18 protein-coding genes and 1 other RNA gene are annotated in these 22,210 nt (G+C 35.4%); 8 read left to right on the top strand and 11 right to left on the bottom strand.

Features of this window, described 5'->3' with window-relative positions:
* The first annotated feature begins 8 nt into the window (after nucleotides 1–8).
* Nucleotides 9–1,436: an MBOAT family O-acyltransferase gene (locus tag L1S35_RS07695; RefSeq protein ID WP_236398839.1), complete on the top strand. Its 1,428-nt coding sequence runs from the start codon at nucleotides 9–11 to the stop codon at nucleotides 1,434–1,436.
* A gap of 13 nt (nucleotides 1,437–1,449) precedes the next feature.
* Here the strand turns inward: L1S35_RS07695 and L1S35_RS07700 are convergent, their stop codons facing one another.
* Nucleotides 1,450–2,523, bottom strand: coding sequence for a glutaminyl-peptide cyclotransferase (locus L1S35_RS07700; protein WP_236398842.1), 1,074 nt, complete (start codon nucleotides 2,521–2,523; stop codon nucleotides 1,450–1,452).
* Nucleotides 2,524–2,608: 85 nt separating this feature from the next.
* Here L1S35_RS07700 and ffs point away from each other — a divergent pair.
* From ffs to fsa, 4 genes are all read left to right on the top strand, one after another.
* Nucleotides 2,609–2,706: signal recognition particle sRNA small type (gene ffs, locus L1S35_RS07705), an RNA gene on the top strand.
* Between the two features lie 83 nt (nucleotides 2,707–2,789).
* The gene (locus L1S35_RS07710; RefSeq protein ID WP_236398845.1) at nucleotides 2,790–3,788 is read left to right on the top strand and encodes an enolase C-terminal domain-like protein; all 999 of its coding nucleotides are present in this window, start codon (nucleotides 2,790–2,792) and stop codon (nucleotides 3,786–3,788) included.
* Nucleotides 3,789–3,815: 27 nt separating this feature from the next.
* Nucleotides 3,816–4,631 carry an SDR family oxidoreductase gene (locus tag L1S35_RS07715; RefSeq protein WP_236398849.1) on the top strand — a complete coding sequence of 272 codons (816 nt, stop codon included), beginning with the start codon at nucleotides 3,816–3,818 and terminating at the stop codon, nucleotides 4,629–4,631.
* Between the two features lie 206 nt (nucleotides 4,632–4,837).
* Nucleotides 4,838–5,494: a fructose-6-phosphate aldolase gene (gene fsa / locus L1S35_RS07720; RefSeq protein ID WP_236398852.1), complete on the top strand. Its 657-nt coding sequence runs from the start codon at nucleotides 4,838–4,840 to the stop codon at nucleotides 5,492–5,494.
* A gap of 134 nt (nucleotides 5,495–5,628) precedes the next feature.
* On the opposite strand, the gene L1S35_RS07725 is transcribed toward fsa, so the two are convergent.
* Entirely contained in the window at nucleotides 5,629–7,041 is a 1,413-nt protein-coding gene (locus L1S35_RS07725; protein WP_236398855.1) for a TlpA family protein disulfide reductase, read from the bottom strand.
* Between the two features lie 170 nt (nucleotides 7,042–7,211).
* Between L1S35_RS07725 and L1S35_RS07730 the strand changes: the two genes are divergently transcribed.
* Nucleotides 7,212–8,831: an ABC-F family ATP-binding cassette domain-containing protein gene (locus tag L1S35_RS07730; protein ID WP_236398858.1), complete on the top strand. Its 1,620-nt coding sequence runs from the start codon at nucleotides 7,212–7,214 to the stop codon at nucleotides 8,829–8,831.
* A 100-nt stretch (nucleotides 8,832–8,931) separates the two neighbouring features.
* Here L1S35_RS07730 and L1S35_RS07735 read toward each other — a convergent pair whose 3' ends face one another.
* Nucleotides 8,932–9,816 (bottom strand): PDZ domain-containing protein, encoded by an 885-nt coding sequence (locus tag L1S35_RS07735; RefSeq protein ID WP_236398861.1) that lies wholly within the window; start codon nucleotides 9,814–9,816, stop codon nucleotides 8,932–8,934.
* A gap of 74 nt (nucleotides 9,817–9,890) precedes the next feature.
* Nucleotides 9,891–13,208: a T9SS type B sorting domain-containing protein gene (locus L1S35_RS07740; RefSeq protein WP_236398864.1), complete on the bottom strand. Its 3,318-nt coding sequence runs from the start codon at nucleotides 13,206–13,208 to the stop codon at nucleotides 9,891–9,893.
* Nucleotides 13,209–13,435: 227 nt separating this feature from the next.
* Between L1S35_RS07740 and L1S35_RS07745 the strand changes: the two genes are divergently transcribed.
* Nucleotides 13,436–14,026 (top strand): 2OG-Fe(II) oxygenase, encoded by a 591-nt coding sequence (locus L1S35_RS07745; protein WP_236398867.1) that lies wholly within the window; start codon nucleotides 13,436–13,438, stop codon nucleotides 14,024–14,026.
* Between the two features lie 29 nt (nucleotides 14,027–14,055).
* On the opposite strand, the gene L1S35_RS07750 is transcribed toward L1S35_RS07745, so the two are convergent.
* Nucleotides 14,056–14,406, bottom strand: a complete 351-nt coding sequence (locus L1S35_RS07750) for a hypothetical protein (protein ID WP_236398870.1) — start codon at nucleotides 14,404–14,406, stop codon at nucleotides 14,056–14,058.
* A gap of 831 nt (nucleotides 14,407–15,237) precedes the next feature.
* Here L1S35_RS07750 and L1S35_RS07755 point away from each other — a divergent pair.
* The gene (locus L1S35_RS07755; RefSeq protein ID WP_236398873.1) at nucleotides 15,238–15,549 is read left to right on the top strand and encodes a hypothetical protein; all 312 of its coding nucleotides are present in this window, start codon (nucleotides 15,238–15,240) and stop codon (nucleotides 15,547–15,549) included.
* Between the two features lie 75 nt (nucleotides 15,550–15,624).
* Here L1S35_RS07755 and L1S35_RS07760 read toward each other — a convergent pair whose 3' ends face one another.
* The 6 genes from L1S35_RS07760 to L1S35_RS07785 all read right to left on the bottom strand — a co-directional run bounded on the left by L1S35_RS07760 (nucleotide 15,625) and on the right by L1S35_RS07785 (nucleotide 22,210).
* Nucleotides 15,625–16,056: a very short patch repair endonuclease gene (locus L1S35_RS07760; protein ID WP_236398876.1), complete on the bottom strand. Its 432-nt coding sequence runs from the start codon at nucleotides 16,054–16,056 to the stop codon at nucleotides 15,625–15,627.
* A 2-nt stretch (nucleotides 16,057–16,058) separates the two neighbouring features.
* The gene (locus L1S35_RS07765; protein WP_236398878.1) at nucleotides 16,059–16,466 is read right to left on the bottom strand and encodes a hypothetical protein; all 408 of its coding nucleotides are present in this window, start codon (nucleotides 16,464–16,466) and stop codon (nucleotides 16,059–16,061) included.
* 9 nt (nucleotides 16,467–16,475) lie between these two features.
* Complete coding sequence (locus L1S35_RS07770; RefSeq protein ID WP_236398880.1) at nucleotides 16,476–18,719, bottom strand: ATP-binding protein; 2,244 nt, start codon at nucleotides 18,717–18,719, stop codon at nucleotides 16,476–16,478.
* Nucleotides 18,716–19,795, bottom strand: a complete 1,080-nt coding sequence (locus L1S35_RS07775; RefSeq protein ID WP_236398884.1) for an HpaII family restriction endonuclease — start codon at nucleotides 19,793–19,795, stop codon at nucleotides 18,716–18,718. The genes L1S35_RS07770 and L1S35_RS07775 overlap by 4 nt, the downstream gene beginning before the upstream one ends.
* 2 nt (nucleotides 19,796–19,797) lie before the next feature.
* Complete coding sequence (locus tag L1S35_RS07780) at nucleotides 19,798–21,051, bottom strand: DNA cytosine methyltransferase (RefSeq protein WP_236398887.1); 1,254 nt, start codon at nucleotides 21,049–21,051, stop codon at nucleotides 19,798–19,800.
* 679 nt (nucleotides 21,052–21,730) lie between these two features.
* On the bottom strand, nucleotides 21,731–22,210 hold the full coding sequence (locus L1S35_RS07785) for a DNA-deoxyinosine glycosylase (RefSeq protein ID WP_236398890.1): 480 nt from the start codon (nucleotides 22,208–22,210) through the stop codon (nucleotides 21,731–21,733).

The following is a 22,210-nucleotide window of genomic DNA, read 5'->3' on the forward strand; positions in this document are numbered from 1 at the left end:
AAGCAATTATGGTATTCAATTCCTATACATTCGTCGCTTTCTTTATACTGATACTTTTTCTGCACAACTTACCAATTCCGTGGAAAACCAAAAAAGTAAACCTGTTATTGGCTAGTTATATTTTCTATGCTGCCTGGAATCCGCCGTTTATACTGCTGTTATGGATGTCGACTGTTATCGATTTTTATGTAGGTCGGGCGTTATATAATGAAGAAAATCCACATAAAAAGAAACTTTTACTAGTCGTTAGTTTGATCGGTAATTTGGGAATGCTTTGCTTTTTCAAATACGGAACATTTTTGTTAGACAACTTTGTAGCTTTGAGTCACGTTGTCGGATTTGATTTTAATCCGGCTAAACCAAATATTATCCTTCCGGCCGGAATTTCGTTTTACACATTCACAACTTTGTGTTACACCATAGATATGTATAAAAAGGAAAGCAAGCCAGTCAAATCACTATTGGATTTCTCTTTGTTTGTGACCTTCTTTCCGCACTTGGTTGCCGGTCCGATTGTCAGACCACCACAATTAGTTCCACAATTTGAAAGTCCGAGAGTAGCTTCGCGCAAGCAAATGATGGATGGATTGCTACTTTTGACTTTAGGCTTGTTTATGAAAGTAGTTTTAGCCGATAGCATGTTGTCATCTACAGCCGATTCGGTTTTTGATAGCCATGATAAATTACCGATGTTGGATGCATGGATTGGCGTTCTCGCTTTTTCCGGACAAATCTTTTTAGACTTTGCTGGCTATTCTACCTGCGCTATTGGTGTGGCCTTATGTCTTGGATTTGTATTGCCTCAGAACTTTAACTATCCCTATGCAGCAATAGGATTTACAGACTTTTGGCGTCGTTGGCATATTACCTTATCCAGTTGGCTAAGAGATTATTTATACATTCCGTTAGGAGGAAGCCGAAACGGAAAAGCTAAGATGTATTTTGCTTTAATGATGACGATGCTTTTGGGAGGTTTATGGCATGGTGCTAATTGGACATTTGTGGCTTGGGGCGGATTACACGGTTTGTATCTTTGGGTGGAAAAATTCTTTAAAGACAGAAGAGGAGTGAAGTCTGAAAGTAATACTTCAGCTAATACAGTAACTAACTTTTGTTATGCGGTGTTAACCTTTATGTTGGTCAATATTACATGGGTTTTCTTTCGTTCGGAAACGTTTGCAGGTTCGTGGGCGTTGTTGCAATCTATGTTTGGAATGGCAGATGGAAAACCATTGTTAACCACTTTAGCCATTTTGAAAGTGGCTATTATTGTCCCATTCATAGTAATATTTCATTGGTTTTTACGAAACACCAAAGTCCTCGATGTTGCTTACAAACTTTCTTGGGTTTGGCTGAGCATTGTTTGGTCGGGAATGTTGTTATTGCTTATTTGGGCACAGGAAAGCGGCAGTTCGTTTATCTATTTTCAGTTTTAAAAAGGAAGATAATTTATTCCGAAACCTTTAGCTCAAAAGTTTTATTCCAGTTTTTACCGGTTACGAATATGGTATTTGTCTTTTTGTTGTAGGCAATTCCGTTTAAAACTTCGGCTTCCGGATTGGTTACTTTAGCGCGTAATGCTGATAAATCTAACACTTGTTCAACTGCGCCTGTTTTCGGATTAATCACAGCAATGGCGTCTTTTTGCCAAATGTTTCCGTAGATTTTTCCGTTTATCCATTCCAATTCGTTAACCGCTTTAATCTTGCTGTCGTTGGTATATACGTTTACAAAATCGGTTAGTTTTTGGGTTTCAGGATTCATTGTCCAAATTTTTTCTGTTCCGTCAGAATGATAAATATTTTTACCGTCATTCGTCATTCCCCAACCTTCTACTTTTTTGTCATAGGTAAAGGTCTTTAGTTTTTTCAAGGTATTGGCATCATAAATAAAACCTTCTCCATTTTGCCAGGTTAATTGATAGATTTTGTCGTTGATAACTGTAATTCCTTCACCAAAATATTGCTGATCAAGGTCAACTTTTTTATAAGCTTTTCCGGTTTTATAATCGATTTTGGCAAAGTAGGATTTTCCGTTTTGTCCGGTGCTTTCTATTAAAGTGTCACGATAGAATTCGAAGCCTTCATTAAATGCATTAATATCGTGATTGTAGGTGTTTACAATGGTATATTTTAATAGTTTGGGAACAATCCCCGAAGCCACTTCAATACGGGTTTTGGTTGAAACTGTATCGCCTTCAAAATAAACCAAAGCTTTCACATTTTGGTAGCCTAATTTTTTGCCATTCAAATCTAAAGTGAACTGACCATTTCCCTTTACGGATGAAACTCTTTTGTCATTTACAAAATAGGCAACGCTGTCAATGGTTTTGTTTTTGATATTTAATAAAGTCAAATCTACTTTGTCTGTTGCCTGATACAACGGTTTTAAATTACCTTCATCAAAGCTAAAATAGTTTTCTTTATCACGTTGACTATCGCCACAACTAATAATGTTTACGCCTAAAAAGCTAACGCAGAATAAGCCTAATAAAATGGTAATTAAAGGTTTACGGAGTTTCATTTTTTGCAATTAATTTTTCACTCGCAAATATATTTATAATGCTCTTAAATTCTTGCAAAAAAATAAAAAGATTGTATATTTGCACCGGCAAGTCCTACACGACCAGCTCCTGCAAAATCCTCCAGGATGGGAACATAGCAAAGGTATGTGGTTGAGCGGTGCGATGTAGGTCGCTTGCCATTTTTTATTCTGAACTTGTTTTAGAATCTTCCCGTAAATTTTATAATATTGTCCGAACATTGATTCGGATTTTTTATTTTTACCCTATGGTTTTATCATGGCAAATAGTGCGATTTCAACTCAAGGAAACCTTTGCCATTGCCTATGGGAATTATACGCACAGAGAAGCTCTAATCATAACACTCGAAAAGAATCGGATGAAAGGTTATGGCGAATGCACAGCTATCGATTATTACCATATCAGTCTTGATGATTTTGAAGTTGTTTTAGCCAAAATAAAAACGCAGATTGAAAACCAAAACATAATATATCCGTCTGAATTCTATACTTTCATGTTGAAATTAGAGCTGCCAAGTTTCCTTCGATCGGCTTTAGATTGTGCCTACTGGGATTTGTTTGGCAAACTAGAAAAGAAAAGCTTTGTAGAATTAAACAACATCGACCTAAATACACTTCCCGAGTCTTCAATTACGATTAGCGTTGATACTGTCGAAAACCAAATCAAAAAAATTCAACAATCTTTATGGTCAAAATTCAAAGTGAAGTGCAATCATTTTAATGAAAATGATATAGCTGAATTATTGCAGCTAGATGCAACTCTGGCACTAGATTCTAACGGAAGTTTTACCAAGGAAAATTGTATTTGGCTCGAAAATCACGAAGCTATTTCAAAGTTTGCTTATCTGGAACAACCAATGAAAAATGGCTCGGAGAATTATGAAGTTTTAAATGCCAATAAATTTGCGAATTGGATGGCCGATGAGGATTGTCAGGACTCAACTGTTTTAAAAGATTTGCAGCAACATTATAGCAGTATCAATATCAAATTAGTAAAATGTGGTGGATTGACTCCGGCTTTGGAGATGATTTCCGTTGCCAAAGAATTGAATTATAAAATCATGATTGGCTGTATGACTGAATCTACTATCGGAATTTCGGCCGGTGCGGTTTTAGCCCCCTTTTGTGATTATGCCGATTTGGACGGAGCCAATTTAATTGCAAATGATATTGCCAAAGGAAGCGAAATTCTAAATGGTAAAATTCATCTGAGTGAAAATCACGGTTTGGGTATCAAAATAAACTAATTATCTTTAACGATAAATTATTATACAATGAGTAAAGTAGTATTAATCACAGGCGGTTCATCCGGAATTGGGAAAGCCATTGGCGAGTTTTTATTTCACAAAGGATTTACGGTTTATGGCACAAGTCGCAATCCCGAGAAAGTTGTCAATTCAGTATTTCCGTTAATTGCTTTGGATGTACGAAGTGCAGAAAGTATCAAACACGCTGTGGCAAATGTGATTTCCATTTCCAAAAGAATTGATGTAGTTATCAATAATGCCGGAGTTGGCATTACCGGACCAATTGAAGAAACGCCAACGGATGAAATGCGAAATAATTTTGAAACCAATTTCTTTGGTCCGATAGAAGTTATCAAAGCGGTCTTGCCACAAATGCGTGAGCAGAATTCGGGATTGATTATCAATGTTACTTCCATCGCAGGTTATATGGGATTGCCTTATCGCGGAATTTATTCGGCTTCAAAAGGAGCACTCGAATTAGTTTCGGAAGCGATAAGCATTGAGGTGAAACCTTTCGGAATTAATGTGGTCAACATTGCACCGGGCGAATTTGCTACTGATATTGCTTCGCATCGTTATCATGCGCCTATAATAGAAGGTTCGGTTTATAAAACTGCTTATGAAAACACCTTGGGAATGATGAATTCACATATGCATAGTGGCGATGATCCAAATGATTTTGCCAAAGAAGTATATCATATCATTCAGGATAAAAATCCAAAGCTGCATTATAAAATTGGTGCTTTTATGCAAAAGTTCTCCATTGTTTTAAAACGAATTTTACCAGACAGAATCTACGAAAGTATGTTGATGAATCATTATAAGTTGAGTGATAAGAGATAAGTCAAAAGGGATAAGAAAATAAGTTTCCTATTTCGGATTTGTGTTGTACTTTTGCACAAGTTTTGCGTGAGGGATTCCTTCGGCAGTCGCTTCGCTCGTGTGCAGTGGAAATCCTTTTTTGTTTTTCAAAAAAGATTGCAACGGAAAGCCCGACCCGAAGGGGCACGCCCAAATAGTTAAACACACAACATTTTAAAATAAATTTTATGAAATTTTTTATTGACACTGCCAATTTAAATGACATCAGAGAAGCACAGGCACTTGGCGTACTTGATGGTGTTACAACTAATCCTTCGTTGATGGCAAAAGAAGGAATCACAGGGAAAAACAATATCCTAAAACACTACGTAGACATTTGCAATATTGTGGATGGTGATGTTAGTGCCGAAGTTATTGCGGTTGATTATGACGGAATGATTAAAGAAGGCGAAGAATTGGCTGATTTGCATCCGCAGATTGTGGTAAAATTACCAATGACTAAAGAAGGAGTGAAGGCTTGTAAGTATTTTTCGGATAAAGGTGTTAAGACTAATGTGACTTTAGTTTTTTCTGCAGGACAAGCTTTGTTAGCTGCTAAAGCAGGTGCAACTTATGTTTCTCCGTTCTTAGGAAGATTAGATGATATTTCGACAGATGGTTTGGCTTTGATTCAGGAAATCAGAGATATTTATGATAACTACGCTTTTGAAACTGAGATTTTGGCGGCTTCAATTCGACATACGATGCACGTTGTAAATTGTGCTAAAATTGGTGCTGACGTAATGACCGGACCATTATCATCTATTACAGGATTACTAAAACATCCATTAACAGATATAGGTTTGGCACAGTTCTTAGCGGATTATGCTAAAGGAAATCAGTAATGCTGTCAGCTTTTAGCAATTAGCTTTTAGCAAAATTTATTTAATATTATACAAAAAAATCCCGGCTCAATTTGAATCGGGATTTCTATTTTTAAAAAGCTGTCAGCTAATAGCTAAAGGCTAACTTCTGATGGCTACTTCAAATTCTCCTCAAACTGTGAATCGAATATATTCGCAAAAGCATTCTTAATTAATCCTTTGTTATCTAGAATTATCGTGCGGTGAATTTTGTTGATGGCCCATTTGTTTTTTATGGTTTCAAAATCGGGACAATGCAATTCGGTTATGCCTTTGAATTTATATTTGTTTAAGGTTGCTTTCCAATCTTCTTCACTGTCATTTATATTTATTGCCACAAAATTATATTGTGGAAATTTAGATTTCAGTGCCATTACTTTTATATGAACTGCTTCTAAATGCGATTTGGCTTTTTCTGTCCAAAAGAAAAACACCGTATTTGGTTTTGTTAAACTTGTTAAAGCAACTTTATTGTGGTTTGTGTCTACTAAAGGAACTTCGCTTAATGTGTTGCCAACTTTCAGCATCTGAATTGCGTTACAGATAGTTGCAATTTCATTCTTCTTACTTTTATCTGTAGAAAGTCTTTTATAAGTATCCAGAAAGGTATTGTTGTTGGTCATGTTCTGATCTTCGAGTAGATAGGTAAAAGCGATATTATCGAGAATGTTGTTTTTTACCTTTTCATTTTTAATCAGCGTATCAGCAATGTTCATTTTATTGATATTGGTTTTCAGCGCCAAATCCTTTTCACTAAAATGATTGTGATAATTTATGGTTCCCATATTGTTTAGCATGTGCGACAAATACATTACATATGGAGCATAATCTGAAAGCGCTGCATTGTTGAAATCAATGGTTTTTCGGTAATCGTAATAATTTGCCGGTAGTTTTTCAATCATATCTTCTCCGGTTCTGATTTTGTGAATAAGAGGATACAATTCTTTTTTAGAGTAATAACTAAAATCTAATGAGGCTTTGGCAAAAAGATCGAAATCGTCGTTCCATTTGATTTCTGATTTTCGGGTGTTATAAAATGCAGTTTGCTTTGAATAAGTTAAGTCAATTTCTTTGGAAAAATCTTCAAAGTTATCATCGAAATAGTCAAACATTTTGTATTTGTCTTTTTCGTTTTTCAGATACATTTCCATTAGGAAATTGTTTTTTTCTCCTCCACGACCACAAAAAACTATCGACTCATCAAAATCTTTTGAATTGACGCGAACCATAATGCTGTCATTCTTATCAAAATATACATATTGATATTCAGGTTCGTGTTTAAATGAATAAAGTCCGGGAGCCAATGAGTCGAATTGTGTGAAGAAACGATTGTTTTCGTCAAGTTTTAAGGTGTCTATAACTTCATTGTCTTTGCAGAAAAGTACGTAGGGATTATTCGGATTTACCACTTCGCCACCAAAATAAGCGACATATTCGCAACCTTTAAATTCGTTTTTACATGAACTCAAAAGTGCCATCAATGGGAGAACTAAACCAAAAATCCTTATATTTCTTAAGCTGTGCATCATTCGAAACTAATAAACAAAAATATTTCTATATAATGGATTTTACTGTTAATCTATCGTTAAAGTTAAATCGGAGTAAATATGCTGTTTTATCATTAATTGCACAACAATTTTTTAATTATTTTATGCTTTATTTTAACTACTTTTGCACCGAAATTTAATAAATACAATTCATGTTAACTGTAAATAATTTATCGGTTCAGTTTGGTAAAAGAATATTGTTTGACGAAGTAAACACTACGTTTACACAAGGGAACTGCTATGGTGTTATTGGTGCTAACGGAGCGGGGAAATCTACTTTTCTTAAAATTTTAGCAGGCGATATCGAACCAACATCGGGAAGAGTTTTTCTTGAGCCCGGAAAACGTATGTCGGTTTTAAATCAAAATCATAATATGTTTGATGAGCATACAGTTTTGGAAACTGTTATGATGGGAAACAAGGTTTTGTTTGCAGTAAAATCAGAAATGGATGCTTTGTATGCCGATTATGATGATGCTAATGCCGATAGAATAGGGGAATTGCAAGTACAGTTTGAAGAAATGAACGGTTGGAATGCCGAATCGGATGCTGGTGCTATGTTATCGAACTTGGGAATTCAATCAGACATGCATTATACTTTGATGGCTGATATGGAAGGAAAGATGAAAGTACGTGTGCTTTTGGCTCAGGCTCTTTTCGGGAATCCTGATGTATTGGTAATGGATGAGCCTACGAATGACTTGGATTTTGAAACAATCTCCTGGTTAGAAAACTTCTTAGCAAATTATGAAAATACTGTGATTGTTGTTTCTCACGACCGTCACTTTTTGGATGCAGTTTGTACACATATATCGGATATTGATTTTTCTAAAATCAATCATTATTCAGGCAATTATACTTTTTGGTATGAATCGAGTCAGTTAGCGGCAAGACAAAAAGCACAGCAGAATAAGAAAGCGGAAGAGAAGAAAGCTGAGCTTGAAGAATTTATCCGTCGTTTTAGTGCCAACGTAGCGAAATCTAAACAGGCTACATCTCGTAAAAAGATGATTGACAAATTGAATTTAGAGGAAATCAAACCATCAAGCCGTCGTTATCCTGCGATTATTTTTGATGTTGAAAGAGAAGCCGGTGATCAGATTCTGCATGTTCAAAATCTTTCCGCTAGTATTGATGGTGAATTGCTATTTAAGAATGTCGATTTGAATATGGCCAAAGGGGATAAAGTAGTGGTGTTTTCTAAAGACTCGCGTGCTACGACAGCATTCTATGAAATACTAAACGGAAACTTAAAAGCAGATTCCGGAACTTTTGACTGGGGAATAACAACCACGCAATCATATCTTCCAAATGATAACAGTTCGTTTTTTACTGACGGAAGTTTGAATCTTGTAGATTGGTTACGTCAGTTTGTGAAAACAGAAGAAGAACGTGATGAAGTATATGTTCGAGGCTTTCTTGGTAAGATGATTTTCTCAGGAGAAGAAGCTTTGAAAAAGTGCACAGTATTATCCGGTGGAGAAAAAGTACGTTGTATGCTATCAAGAATGATGATGATACGTGCCAATGTTTTGATGTTAGATGAGCCAACCAATCACTTGGATTTGGAATCGATTACGGCATTCAATAATTCACTTAAAAACTTTAAAGGTTCGGTATTGTTTACTACGCATGACCATGAGTTTGCACAAACCGTTGCGAATCGTGTTTTAGAAATCACTCCAAACGGAGTAATCGACCGCTATATGACCTTTGATGAATATCTTGATGATGAGAAGATTCAGGAAATGAGAAAGAAGATGTATATTTGATATTAAGTGGAGGACTGCCAGTGGCAGTCAGGTATGCGAACTTTAGTTCGCCTCAATATTTCTTTAAAAACTCCCAAGTGAAAGCTTGGGAGTTTTTGTTTTATATCTTTATTCCATACTTGTAAGTAGCAGTGGTTGTCGAGTTCGTTGCCTTAGTGTATACAGTAACTTCTCCTTCAAGCTTGCCGCTAACAAAGTTACCACTCAAGTTATCACCATTAGGCTGTGTCATTGTCCCTTTACCATTAAGTTTGTCATTATTCCAGTTACCTTCATAAACCGTTTTATCAGCGGTTACTAATTTTCCCTGCCCACTTTTTAGGTTATTAAGCATATCGCCCTCATAAAATCCTCCATTATAAGTCATTTTTCCTTTGCCCGTCATGGCGTCCTCTTTCCAATCACCTGTATAACTCCAGCCGGTGCTTACAATATGATTTGGGTCGAGTTTTGAAATGTATGTGCCTTTGCCTTCGCGTTTGTCATTTTTCCAGTCACCAACATAACTATCGCCATTAACTCCAACCGATTCTCCTCTGCCTTCTTTTTTCTTATTTTTAAATGGTCCTTTATAGGTTGTTCCGTTGGCATCGATGAAAGTTCCGGTTCCATTGGTACAATTGCCTTCGAGGCAGATATTTAAATAAGTTGAACGGTCTGCTTTGGTAATGGTAAAGGTTTTTTCGACGCCATTACGTGATATAATAATGTTGACTGTAGCCGGCGAATCTTTAAGATTATTGCTAAATGCGAGAGTATTATTAAACTGTACGATGGAATCATGAAACTTAATAATTTTATCTCCGGCTTTTAAGCCTGCCTTTTCTGCCGGACTCTTTTTAAACACATATTGTATAAAGTATTCATTTCTGTAATCACCCTCGTATTCTTCAATTTCCTTATGGGTGTAGGAGAATCCAAACCCTAATTGAGCATGTATGTTGCTGACGATAAAAAATAAACTAAAGTAAATAAGGCTTTTCATCTTATTACAATTTGTACTAAAGATAAAAAAGAATCTTGAACCTAACAAGTTTAACAGTCTGAAAATGAGAAAGGTTATCGTTTCAAAGTAAAATGCCCTCTGTGGATTCTTCCATCCTGTCGGTAAGCCACAAACCAATAATCGTCAGCAAACAAAAGCTTTCCGTTTAGTTTGCCATCCCAGCCCGGACCATTTGAGAGAATATCGGTAATAAGCTTACCGTAGCGATCATAGATATATACTTTAAATTCAGGTTCATTATTTGAGTTTACCACATACCAGGTTTCATTGTAGCCATCTCCGTTTGGTGTAAAAAATTTGGGATAATTGAGTAACCATACGACTTCTGTCAGGGTTCTGCATCCGCCGGTATCGCGAACATAAACCGTATAAAGTCCGGGTATTAAATGAGAGAAAACAGGATTTGTCTGGAAGTGTACTCCATCAAGCGAATATTCAAAAGCCCCCTCATGTGTGGTCACAACACTAATACTATTTTCATTATCGGTCCAATCGTTTGTATCTATATGGTCTATTTCAGGGACGTCAGCAATATTTACTATTATGTCTTTTGAAGTAGTGCAACTAAGCGCCAAAGCATTGCAACTGCTATAATTATTACTGGCTGTAACGCTTAACATAGTAGTGCCAATGTCACTAATGGTAATAGTTGGAGTGCTTAATCCGTTTGACCACATATAGCCGGTTGTTGGTAAGTTGCCTGTCGAAGCATCAAGCAATACAGGTAGTCCGTCACAATCAACATAATCAGGAGCCAGATTGATTTTTGGTATTTGTCCCGTAATTAAATCAAAACTACTTGTCTGATAACAGTTGGGGAATTGATTAAAAATTAGTCTGATGTAAATGGTTTGTGGGTTGGTTGTCGGATTGAAAGTGGTTAGATTGGTTATCGGATTCAAATTGTCATCAGCATCTGATTGTGAAGTATGATAGGACAAAGTATAGGAACTTGGTGATTGAATACCAAGTATAACATCATTTTGAGCTGACAAGTCAAAGGTTTCGTTGCCGGTTACAGTATTGACACAACTAAATATTGGGCATGTAGGATAGATTATAACCAGTGAAGTCAAATCGGAAGCATCAAAAGTTCGGTTAACACTGTTGCCACAACTGTCTTCTACTTCAAATTTATAAATTCCGGGCGTAAGGTTTAAGAATACATCTGAAGTTCCGTTGTCTACAACAAAAGGGATTCCATCTTTTTCGACAATGCCATAGTGTAATGGTGGAATACCACTGGCTAATAAGAAAACATCAAAGTTGCCACTTGTGGAACAAGGTATGCGATAGACATCATTAATGATTAAAGCACTGTTGAAGCTCAGGTTGGGTGCTAAAATTTCAATGCAGTCTTTAGTTGGGGAAGTGACTAAATTGTTATTGATGTCGCTGCCATTGTTATAGGAAGTGAAATGATGTACGATACGGAACACTCCATTAATGGTGAGATTATAAGTGGTAGCATTATTTTGAAGTTTTAATGAATTGGTTTCGTCAGGTACAGTTCCATCAGTATAAACGGCATCAGTAACCGGATTACCCCAAGTGTTGGTCGTTGAGTTCAATAACTTTTGAAGCCAAAAGGTTTCACCGCCAGTTACATTGTCAACAAAATCGAGTGGGATATTAAACGCACCACAATCGGGTACAAGGGAAAAAGAACTGTTTGTTATGGCGTATCCATTAATTTGCATTGTTTCATTTGAAGTAGCTCCACAACTATTAACGATACTGAAAGTGTATTCTCCTGTGGGTAAACTTGTCAGATATATTTCGCCACTACTGATAATATTATTGGAAACATCATGAGGAAGTGGAAAAGGATAACTAGCGGGCGCGACAGTAATTTTTACCGAAACAGGTTCACTGCTTGTTATTTTTATGGATGCCATACCAATATCACATCCTTGCAATATTTCGCTTAAGATTGCAGGAGCTTCAAAAGGAGGAACTGTTACCGTTAATGGACTTATACTGTCACCACAGTCATCTGTAATTTGAATGGTATAATCACCCAATGGGACAGGATCTAAAGTCAAAATACTGCCATCACTGTTTATTAAAGCAGAGACATCGTGTGGCAATGTGAATGGATAGTCGGCAGGAGCAGAGGTTACCACTGCAGTTACAATTTCATAATCTGCAAGGCTTAGCACTATTCTTCCACTATTGTTCAGACAGCCATTGCTAATTCCCAGAATATTTGGCAGTGGTGGCTTATCTATGACTTTAACGATTATGGTTTTGGTTTTGCCACAGGTGTCGGTAATGGTGACTTGATAATCTCCGATAGGGACGGGTTGAGAATCACTGCCAAAATCGGCATTAGATTGGGTATAAGGACCCGGATAAGTACTGTTAAACACAGTAGGATTAAATCCTGCCGGAGCACTGTCAAAATGAAGTGTATAGGAACCGATAAAGTTGTCGGCATTAAGAGTAAAATAATATTGATTGCAAGGCAGCGTATGAATTGTTGAAGATAATGAAATGGGTTTGTTTACATAAAAACTATTGCCGGGATAGGTTGTACCACAGGCATCTGTTATTATGACATCGTAAAGATAGTCCACACTGTTCGGATACGGAACTATTTGTGAAATGTCTTGGGATGTTGGATTACCTGAATTTAAAACTACCAAAATATGGGTAATTCCAGTAGGCAAATGTAAAACGTAATCAATGTTTAGCGGATATCCTATTACAGTTCCTGCTGCCGGTGTTATTGTATTATTGGCAACAACCTCATTGCATGATGGAGGCACTGTATCAGTAAAACTGGGATTATTTACTGTGAGAAGTGTTGGATTGAGTGTTACAGTAAATGCCTGAACCATTGAGTTTCCGCAGCTGTCTGTTACTTTTATTCTGTAAATTCCATTTGTTAAACCCGAAAAGGTGTTGCCTGCCTGAGTTGGAAAGGTCATAGGTCCAGAGATTATGGCATAACTAACAGCTGTTCCCGAATTGACTATAACCGAAATACTACTTGTATTTGAACACGCCTGATTGAGTGATTCAACGGTATAGTTTAGGGCAATAAACGAAGACGTTATTGTAACATCCTGTTGTTGTGTTGTGGTGTTGCTACCGACAGTTTCTCTCGCAATAACCCGGTAATTTCCGGCTGTAAGTCCGTTAACGACAGTCTCTGTTCCCGATGCAAAAGGAGTCGTTATGTCGGGGAGTTTATAAACAACAAATACAATAGAACTTCCCGGAATTGTATTGGTAACTACAAAACTTAAAGAGGCATTTCCCTGACAAGTTTCGTGTGTTGGGGTAACCGTTAAGTTGAACCCAAATCCAATTAGAGGAAATAGCAATACGATTAATAAAACGGGAATGTTAAACAATCTCTTCATGGGGAAACCAGCTGTTCTATTTGGGTAAAGTATACTCAGTTTTCTAACAAATTGAGTTCTTCAAATATACGATTTTTTGGATAGTATATTGTTATTTAACAGTTTAGCTTTTAGTTATGAGTTATGAATTATGAGTTAGAGGTAGAACGTTTTTTGTTAGTTTATTGTGAGTCTTCCAATTTTAATTGGCTTACCTTGCCACAACTTGTCAATTCAGGTGTAGCAGTATGGAGGCGGATTTTGAAGACTTGATTGCAGGATTTTTGGCAAATGGCATTGGTGTCTCTGAACACTTTTTAAGCGATGGTTTGTGTGAGCACCTGGCATCTAATTTATTGCTGCTGTATGAGGATAATGAACTCAAACCTGCAGGAGTAGGTAATGACAGTTTGCTACAGCACAGTCAATTGATACGCAAAGACCGAATTTATTGGTTGGATAAAGAACACAATGACCCTTATGAAAACTTATTCTTTGAAAAGATGGATGCTTTTGTGGCTTACTTAAACGCCACTTGTTACGCTAACATTCGAAGTTATGAATTTCATTATTCACTTTATGAAGCGGGCGATTTTTATGTAAAGCACCTTGACCAGTTTAAGGACAACGCCAGTCGGCAATACTCGATGATTTCTTATTTAAATCCGGATTGGGTTGGAAAGGATGGAGGAGAACTACTCGTTTACCAAACCGATGCCAACCAAATGATTGCACCTACTCAGGGCAAAACTGTTTTCTTTAAAAGCAGTGTGCTTGAACATGAAGTATTGGTTACGAACGGACGGCGAATGAGTATTGCGGGGTGGTTGAAGAGGTAATCACAAATACAAAACCATTAGCGTGTTTTTTATTTAGCAATACCTGATGGCCTGCTTTTATCTTCCACAATTGTGGTATTGATGTCCCTTTTTGGATCGGTCTTATTGTAATCTTCCAGTGTCTTATGACTGGCGCTTGCGCCTTTGTTTATGTAATTTTCGGGATGGCTTTTGTCATCTAGTTCGTGGTAATTGGAATTACGTACAGGACCTTTGGCTGCCAAGCGTGCGGCAGAATCTTCGTCTTGTGTTCCACCGTCAGTAAACGTATCGTTAGTAGCTCCGCTTTGCGGATCGGGTGCATAGCCCGGGTATTCTTTATTAAGGTTTTGGAAATTAGTACCTTCCTCTGTTTGCTCATTATTTTTTTTGGTTACCATCTTAGCAGTATTTAAAATTTATATAAAGTTAAACATGCTGAGTTTCCTTTCATTATACTATTATATAAGGGTTTTATATAATTATGTTTGGTTTTTAGTTGAGGTTAAACGTTTTTTTTAAAAGCAGTGTGCTCGAACATGAAGTTCTGGTTACGAATGGGAGGCGAATGAGTATTGCGGGATGGTTGAAGAAGTAATTACGAATTATTAATTACGAATGCGACAAGGTTCTTTTTACTTCCCGTTCCATTTTTGACTTCATCTTAAGTGCTTTCATGGAAGGGGAAATGATGTGATGTCTCCAGTTATGCCCCAAATAATTAAGTTTTTTACTGCGGATGATAGAATACAGAACGACACTCGTCACGATGATGAGGATAATAGGCTCGGTATTTTTTGGAGTAATCATTACGAGGAGTTTTAGTGAATACTAAGGTACGGAAAAAATAGGGAAACGAATGGGGTTTGGGAATAGAATTTTGAACTTTAGGGTTTATGTTTTGTTGATGATTACATAAACGAAATAAAAATAGATAGTGCCAGCTTAAACTACTTATTCACTGGTCGGTTTTTTTATGTTGTTCATCGATGAATTTAGTGCAATCTGACCCATTAATATGGAGTATATATGACGTATATATGACGTAAATATGGAGTATATATGACGTATATACAGCGTATCTACTTCTTAGGTATTACTAGTACCCGTCCTAAATAACGATACAGTTTATTAAATCAATCCTATTATAGTTATGCAAGACATGGTGTTATAATGGTATGAAAATTGTTGCCAAAAAATGCATTTAGATTGCAGCTAATACCAAACACATTATGGCAAAAGTTATCATAGACCCTTATTATATTAAACAGTTGGAAGAGTTGGATGGATTACTATATCATGCCAATGAACGTAAGCTGGTTGTTTTGTTTGAAGCGTTAGGGATACCTCAGAGTCTGGATAATCTTGCAATTATGAAGGGATGGGAACTTATTACTATTAGTGTTCCTGACAAACAAATGGCGATGCAGCTCAACAAATTAGCGACTTATATGCCCAAATTACTATTTGTATTTTCTACTGATATCCCTTTATTTACAGTTTCCGAGGGCTTCAAAAAAAGAAGAGTAAGGAAGGAAAGGTAGATTGGGTTTCATGCTCTAAACAAAATCAGTACATAATTTCAAACGTATTTCTTTTTATTTTCTCCAATGTACCCGTTATTGTATTGTGGTTTTGTTTTTCGCGGCGGCTAATGAGGTTTCGATGGTGGAGATTACTTCGGTGAGGTTTTTGTGGATTTGGGTTGACCAGAAGCGGAATACGAGCCAACCGGATTGTTGAAGAAATTCGTTTACTTCTTTATCGCGTTCAATATTGCGAAGGATTTTCTTTTCCCAGAACTCCACATTGGTTTGAGGTTTCTTTCTGGTTTCCCAATCCTTACCATGAAAGAATTCAGAGTCTATAAATATGGCTATCTTTTGTCTTTTGAAAGTTAAATCAGGTTTGCCGTAAACTGTTTTGTTGTTTTTGCGATAGCGGTGACCTAGGTGCCAAAGGGCTTTACTAAGAGTTATTTCTTCTTTACTTCCTTTGCTTTTTACAGCACGCATGTTTTTCGAGCGTTGTTCGGGAGTATGGCGGTCCATAATTACTGTTCTAAAAGCATAATTAACCTATCTTCTAGGTCGTCTTGATGAGAAAAATATACATTCGAAATATCATCAATTGTTTCTAACAATAATTCTCTTAATTCATTTTCGTTTTTAGCTGATGAATAAAAAATTATTGGAACAATTTTATTTGCATCGTAGCTTCTAATTAGTTTGATAATTTCGTTACCATTGACTCCTCCTGGTAAATTATTATCTACACAAACAACTTTCATTGAAATACTACTTATCTCAAAGTCTTTATCATTTAAGAGTTCTTCCTGACTAATAAAATGACTCGGCATAATGTTGTAACCTCGCTCTTCTTTATCTTCGCTAAAGTTTTTTAATATTCCTTCTACTATGATTTCATCATCTTCTATCCAAAGGACATTGTGTAGTTCCATGTTCTTGTTTTAAATTGTTATTATAAATTCTGTTTTTTTATCATTGTTCAAATTTAATTTGATTGAACCATTCATGTCTTCTAAAATTTTTCGAATATGGTATAAACCTATCCCTGATCCTGAAGTGGTTGTGAAACCGATTTCAAATACTTTTTCGAAATATTCTCGATTTATACCTATGCCATCATCAATGAACCTTATTTCAAGGTTAGTTTTTTTGGTGTTGAAAATAATTTCAATAGTTTCTGCTTTAGCTCTTCTTGAATTGCTAATTAAATTGTCAATAATAATATTAAGTTCAATTGGCTTAACATTTTTAATGAAACGCTCACCTTTAATTTTAGAAATTAAGATGACTGGTTTTTGACTTGAAACAAGACCCAAAATATTTTCAATATATTCTGAAATATATTCTATTACATCAATTTCAACTGATGAAGTGAATAATTTGAAATTTGCTTTTGAAGCAAATTTTGAAATAGTTAATATTTTTCTGTTTTCTAATAAAACGTAATCAAGAGTTTTCAATAATTGATCACGATCAATTTCTTTTCCTTTTCTAAGTTGCTTTACAAATAATTTTAGTTCATTATCTATATTTTTTGAACCAATTCCTATATGATGCAAAAAACTAACTACTTCATCAAGGTCTTGAGATTTCACAGATTTCAGAAATAAATTTTCGGAGGTTCTCTCAGAAATTATTTTATCTTTTTCCCTTATTTCCTCTTCAGCTATTTGAGCTGTAGTTAAAGCGTCTTCTAATCTCTGTTTAATGCTTTGAACATTTTCTAATAACTCATTATTTCCTGAATTACGAGCTATATTTTCAATTGAATTTAATACTGCAAACGCACTTTTATTTTCTTCCTGATTTAAACCGATTATCTCTAATAAGTTTGAATTAAAATCAATTGAAATTACATTGCTGTTTTGGACGCCAGAGATATAATTTATAATACCTTCAAGGTTATCATTATATCCTTCGAATCTTTTGAACTCAATACCATATTTCAAAAACTTCATTACATAGTTTTCAAGTTTAGAAATAACAGAGTTAATTAAATAAGACTCTAATTGGAAGTAACTTTCATTTTTAACCAAGCCGTCTCCTCGACTGGTAGTTTCTTTGAATTCTTCATTATCTCCTGAAATTTCTACTCTACCAATTAATTCCCTCGTACCAACATACTGACCAATTCTTTTTTGTTGTCTGGTGTCGAGGGAGAAAGAATTTTCTCCAGGTTCTCCATAAGGATAGATACGAATGTTGTTTTTATAAAGAAATACAGACCCATAATCATGAGCCCTGATACCCATTGCTCTTGTAAAATTATATCTTGCCCTCTTGTCTAAATAATATAATTCAATAAGTATAGAAGACAATCTTCTATACTCAATATTACGTTCTACTATTTTATATAATGATTCCCCATCTTTTGAAAATTCGGTTGAGATAGTATGACCATCAGCTGATATTTCAGACTTGATATGAATAGTTTTGTTTTTTAAAACTGATAAAAGATTATTTACTACATAACCATTTATTCTCCAATATGGGTTAGCTAATCCTTCATCATATCTTTTAAACTCTTCAGCGACAACATTGATGTTAAAATTTCTATTGTTGTCTGCTTCAAAAGGGTTTATTAGTTTAGATAAAGAATGCTTTAGCTTAATTATTTTATTCCCACCCCAATTTGCATCTGGTCTTAATCCGGTAATTTCAAGATAGGTTCCAGTTTTAAATTTTGAAGGGTTGATTTCTAGGACCTGATGATCAACTGATATATTTACAAATTCAGCTTTAGCATTCTCCTCAAATTTTGTCCAGTCAACCTTTATCTCTTCAATTTTAGAATTGGTTCCATCTTTTTTCGAGATTAACCTAAGGTTAGTACCTAATTTGTCACATGAAAATCTTCCGATGCCTTTAGCTCCAGCATAATAAAAGCGGGAGTTAATTTTATCTCTATAATCTAAATCCTCAGTGCCGTCTTTTTTTGCAGAATATGCTACGAATAGCCATTTATTTATCAAGTCATCATAGTTCATTCCTTTACCATTGTCCATAATGATAATTTTTCCGTTTTCTGAAAAAATATTTTCAAATATGATTTCAACTTCAGTTGCATGAGCATCAAAGGAGTTTTTTACCAACTCAAATACAGCAATGTATTCGTCGGTAATTAAGTCACGGCCTATAATATTTTTAAGTCCTGAACTTATCCTAAATTTTAATTCATCGCTCATTTTATAAATCGTATTTGTAAGTTCAGTTTAAAGAATAATTCGTTATTTATTTTATACACAGTTCCAAACTCATGACGGGTGCTACTTGCAGTGTCTAATTTGGTGTTGTTTAAAAGGTAATTTTCAAACTCGTTTTTGTTGTAAATGTGATAACACAGCACTTCTCCATCTTCTTTAACAATCAAATAGCCTCCGGTAGCATCATATTCGCCAGTCCATACTTTAGAAGGCATCATACCTAAAGCAATATCAGTTAGGAATCTTTTTATTTTGTAACTATAGAATTTGTGGTCATTTGAAGTATCAAACCCCAAAGGGTTTTTAGCTTGAATGTTATCAACCAAACTTTTCACTGTTGAGTCTTTTTCGGTATAGAAAGCAAAAGTAATATCACTTACTATTTTCGGTAGAAGACTGTCTATTAGTGTCAGGTTATTGGAAAATATTTTCTGTTCTGTTCCTGCGAAACTGAATTGTCCACCTTTATTCAGAACGGCAACAATTCTGTCTCTGATTTTATTTTTGCTATCTATCGAATTGATTGAGTTGATTTCCTCATCTGTCAAATTTACTCCCTCAATCTTGTAGACAAAATTAGTTGTTTTACCTGCGTTTAAGAGCGTTGATGGGTTTCCAATCTGAGACTTAATACTAAATCCAAGTAATGGCATTTGATTAGTTCTTAAATCATGTATAACAATATTGATATCGCTTTTGACTCCTGAACCTGCTTTCAAGGAAATACATTTAATATCAAGCATGAAAGCTTCTATTTCGGGAACAGGAAAAGTTCGGTCCGTATTGGCTTTTATTTTTTCGAGTAAAAAAGTTGCTTTCTCTTTGAATATTGCCATTGGTATTCGAAGCAATTCGTTACCTCCTGATGAGATTACTATATCTTGATCAATACTATATTCAAAAGTGCCATTGGATTCGGTTCTTAGAATCTTTACAATAGGGAAGAAAACGCCTTTTATTTTTTCGATATTTTCATCACCAGGTGTTAACTGTCCATCGCTTAAAAGTTTAAGTAATGTGTATATTTCACTCCATTCTCCAACGTTTCCTGTCAGCATATTTATAAATCTAAAAGATTGATTATTTTTTCTGCAGTAGCTTGAATTGCAGGAACGGCAACGGAATTACCAAATTGTTTGTAGGCTGAGGCATCAGCAACAGGAATTATATAATTATCTGGAAATCCTTGAAGCCTTGCCCATTCTCTTGGAGTCATTTTGCGAATACTTTCACGATTAACATCTCCTTTTATCTTAGTAACCGGATTAAAATTTGTTAATCTGTCATCATAAACCAAATTTCTTTCTCTACCCATACCACCACAAACTATTGCATTTGAAATTCCATCATTAGGGATGATTTGATATCCGAAACCATTTCCTTTTCCTTCATGTCGAGACTTGTGAGCTTTAAGTGTACTTAAATATTGATTGGATAAATAGTATTTAACAGAAACTTCATTTTGTTCTAAAATATCTTCTAAAACTACATTTTGATTGGTAGGTTCAGGATATTCAAATTCATTTATTCCCAAATCATTTCTGAATCCAACAATATAAATGCGCTCTCTGTTTTGAGGAACTCCATAATCTTTAGCATTAATAATTTGTGGTTCAGGTACATAATATCCTAAATCATTTCTTAAAACGTTTAGTATGGTAGCTAACGTTCTCCCTTGGTCATGATTTCTCAATCCTTTTACATTTTCAAGGAAAATAGCTTTCGGTTGCTTTTCTTTTATTATTTCAGCGACATCAAAAAACAGTGTGCCTCTTGTATCTTCAAATCCACCTCGTTTACCCGCAATAGAAAAAGCCTGACATGGGAAACCTGCACAAAGAACATCAAATCCTTTTGGAATTTGGTTTTTTGTTGCTTTCTTAGTGATATCGCCAAAGGGAACTTCTCCAAAGTTAGCTCTGTATGTTTTTTGAGCGCTTTTATCCCATTCACTAGTGAAAACACATTTGCCTCCAAGATTTTGCATCGCCAATCTGAATCCACCAATTCCTGCGAATAAGTCAATAAATTGAAAAGAATAATTTTCCGGTGTCCGGAAAGGAACATCTTCTACTTCAAACAGTAATTGTTGTAGTGCGTCTTCCTCAACTACATTGAGTTTTTCTTCCTCGTTTTTATAATCGACAATTTGTTTTATATATTCAGTTGCTTCCTCTTGGAAATAGTCTTTAACACCATTATGATAATTATGCAAATAATGAGTTATTACAGCCTTACGGTTGTCATTTTCATCTGCAAAACGTGCATTGAATTTTTTATCATCAAACTCATCTATTGATATTTTCTCTTTCATTTTATAATAAGTAGCAATTTGTTGAGTTGCAAGTTCGTGAATTTTGTATTAATAAAATAGAGGTGATAACTAATTCTTTACCTCTTTTTTCAACATTCTGTGTTAACTTATTTTATAAAAAAAATACCCATTAAAAAGTGAGTGCTTGTTATCATAAAAGATGATGAGATGCTTCCTTCGTCAGCATGACAAGATTGTCGAGAATGTTTTACTCTTGAACCAGAACCTCAAAAATACTACTCGCCGCACCGCTTACATTGATGCTGGGTACTAAACCTCCAATAGCTCCTGCGTCTCTCGAGGCAGCCTCAGGTTTTTGTTGATAAGGCTTTAACATTTTGTCGACAAGGCTTCGACATTTTATTGATAAGGCTTCGACATTTTATTGATAAGGCTTCGACACTTTGTCGACGCAGCCTGAACATATTGTCCACGCAGCCTCGACATTTTATCCACCGTATTGGCAACAATTATGGCTAATAAAATAAGAGAGCAAAACTGGTGTATAGAAAAATCCCTTTAGGGATGATATAATCTATATGGCTTATAAAATATTATGATTGTATATTTAACAATATATCGTCCCTACGGGATTTTTAAACCTGTCAGGTCTAGCGAAAATAGCAATGAAATTTTAAACAGAGTTACACTTTTTGTGTACTTATTTAAACCTTATGAGTTATCTCAAGATTTGTCTCCACGCAGTCAATTTTCCTTCAAACGAAATTCCTGCATTCGCAGGGCTGGTTGAAGGTAAAGTCACTAAAGTATAATTAGTGTCAATAGCAACATACTTTTTAAAAAACTTGGCTGCCTGTTGTCCATTAAAAAAGATATGGGTAATATTCGGATGGGCTTTTAGAAAATCGTTAAAGTCATTGGGAACTTCCTGTAGTATGGCACTATCGAGGCTGCCTTCGCGAACACAATCCTGCAACACATCCCACAAGGCGATATGATTTTTTAGTATGAGGTTTTTCTTTTCCGGATAATCGATAGTGTAAGGTTCGTTAAAGATAGTAAACAACAGTTGCCAAAAATGATTTCGGCGATTGCCATAATATTCATTTAATGCCAATGATTGTGCTCCTGGCATCGTTCCAAGAATTAGGATTTTTGCATTGGTATCGGAGATGGAAGGGAAGGATTGGATTTTCAT

The organism is Flavobacterium anseongense (assembly GCF_021608185.1).
Lineage (GTDB): Bacteria > Bacteroidota > Bacteroidia > Flavobacteriales > Flavobacteriaceae > Flavobacterium > Flavobacterium anseongense.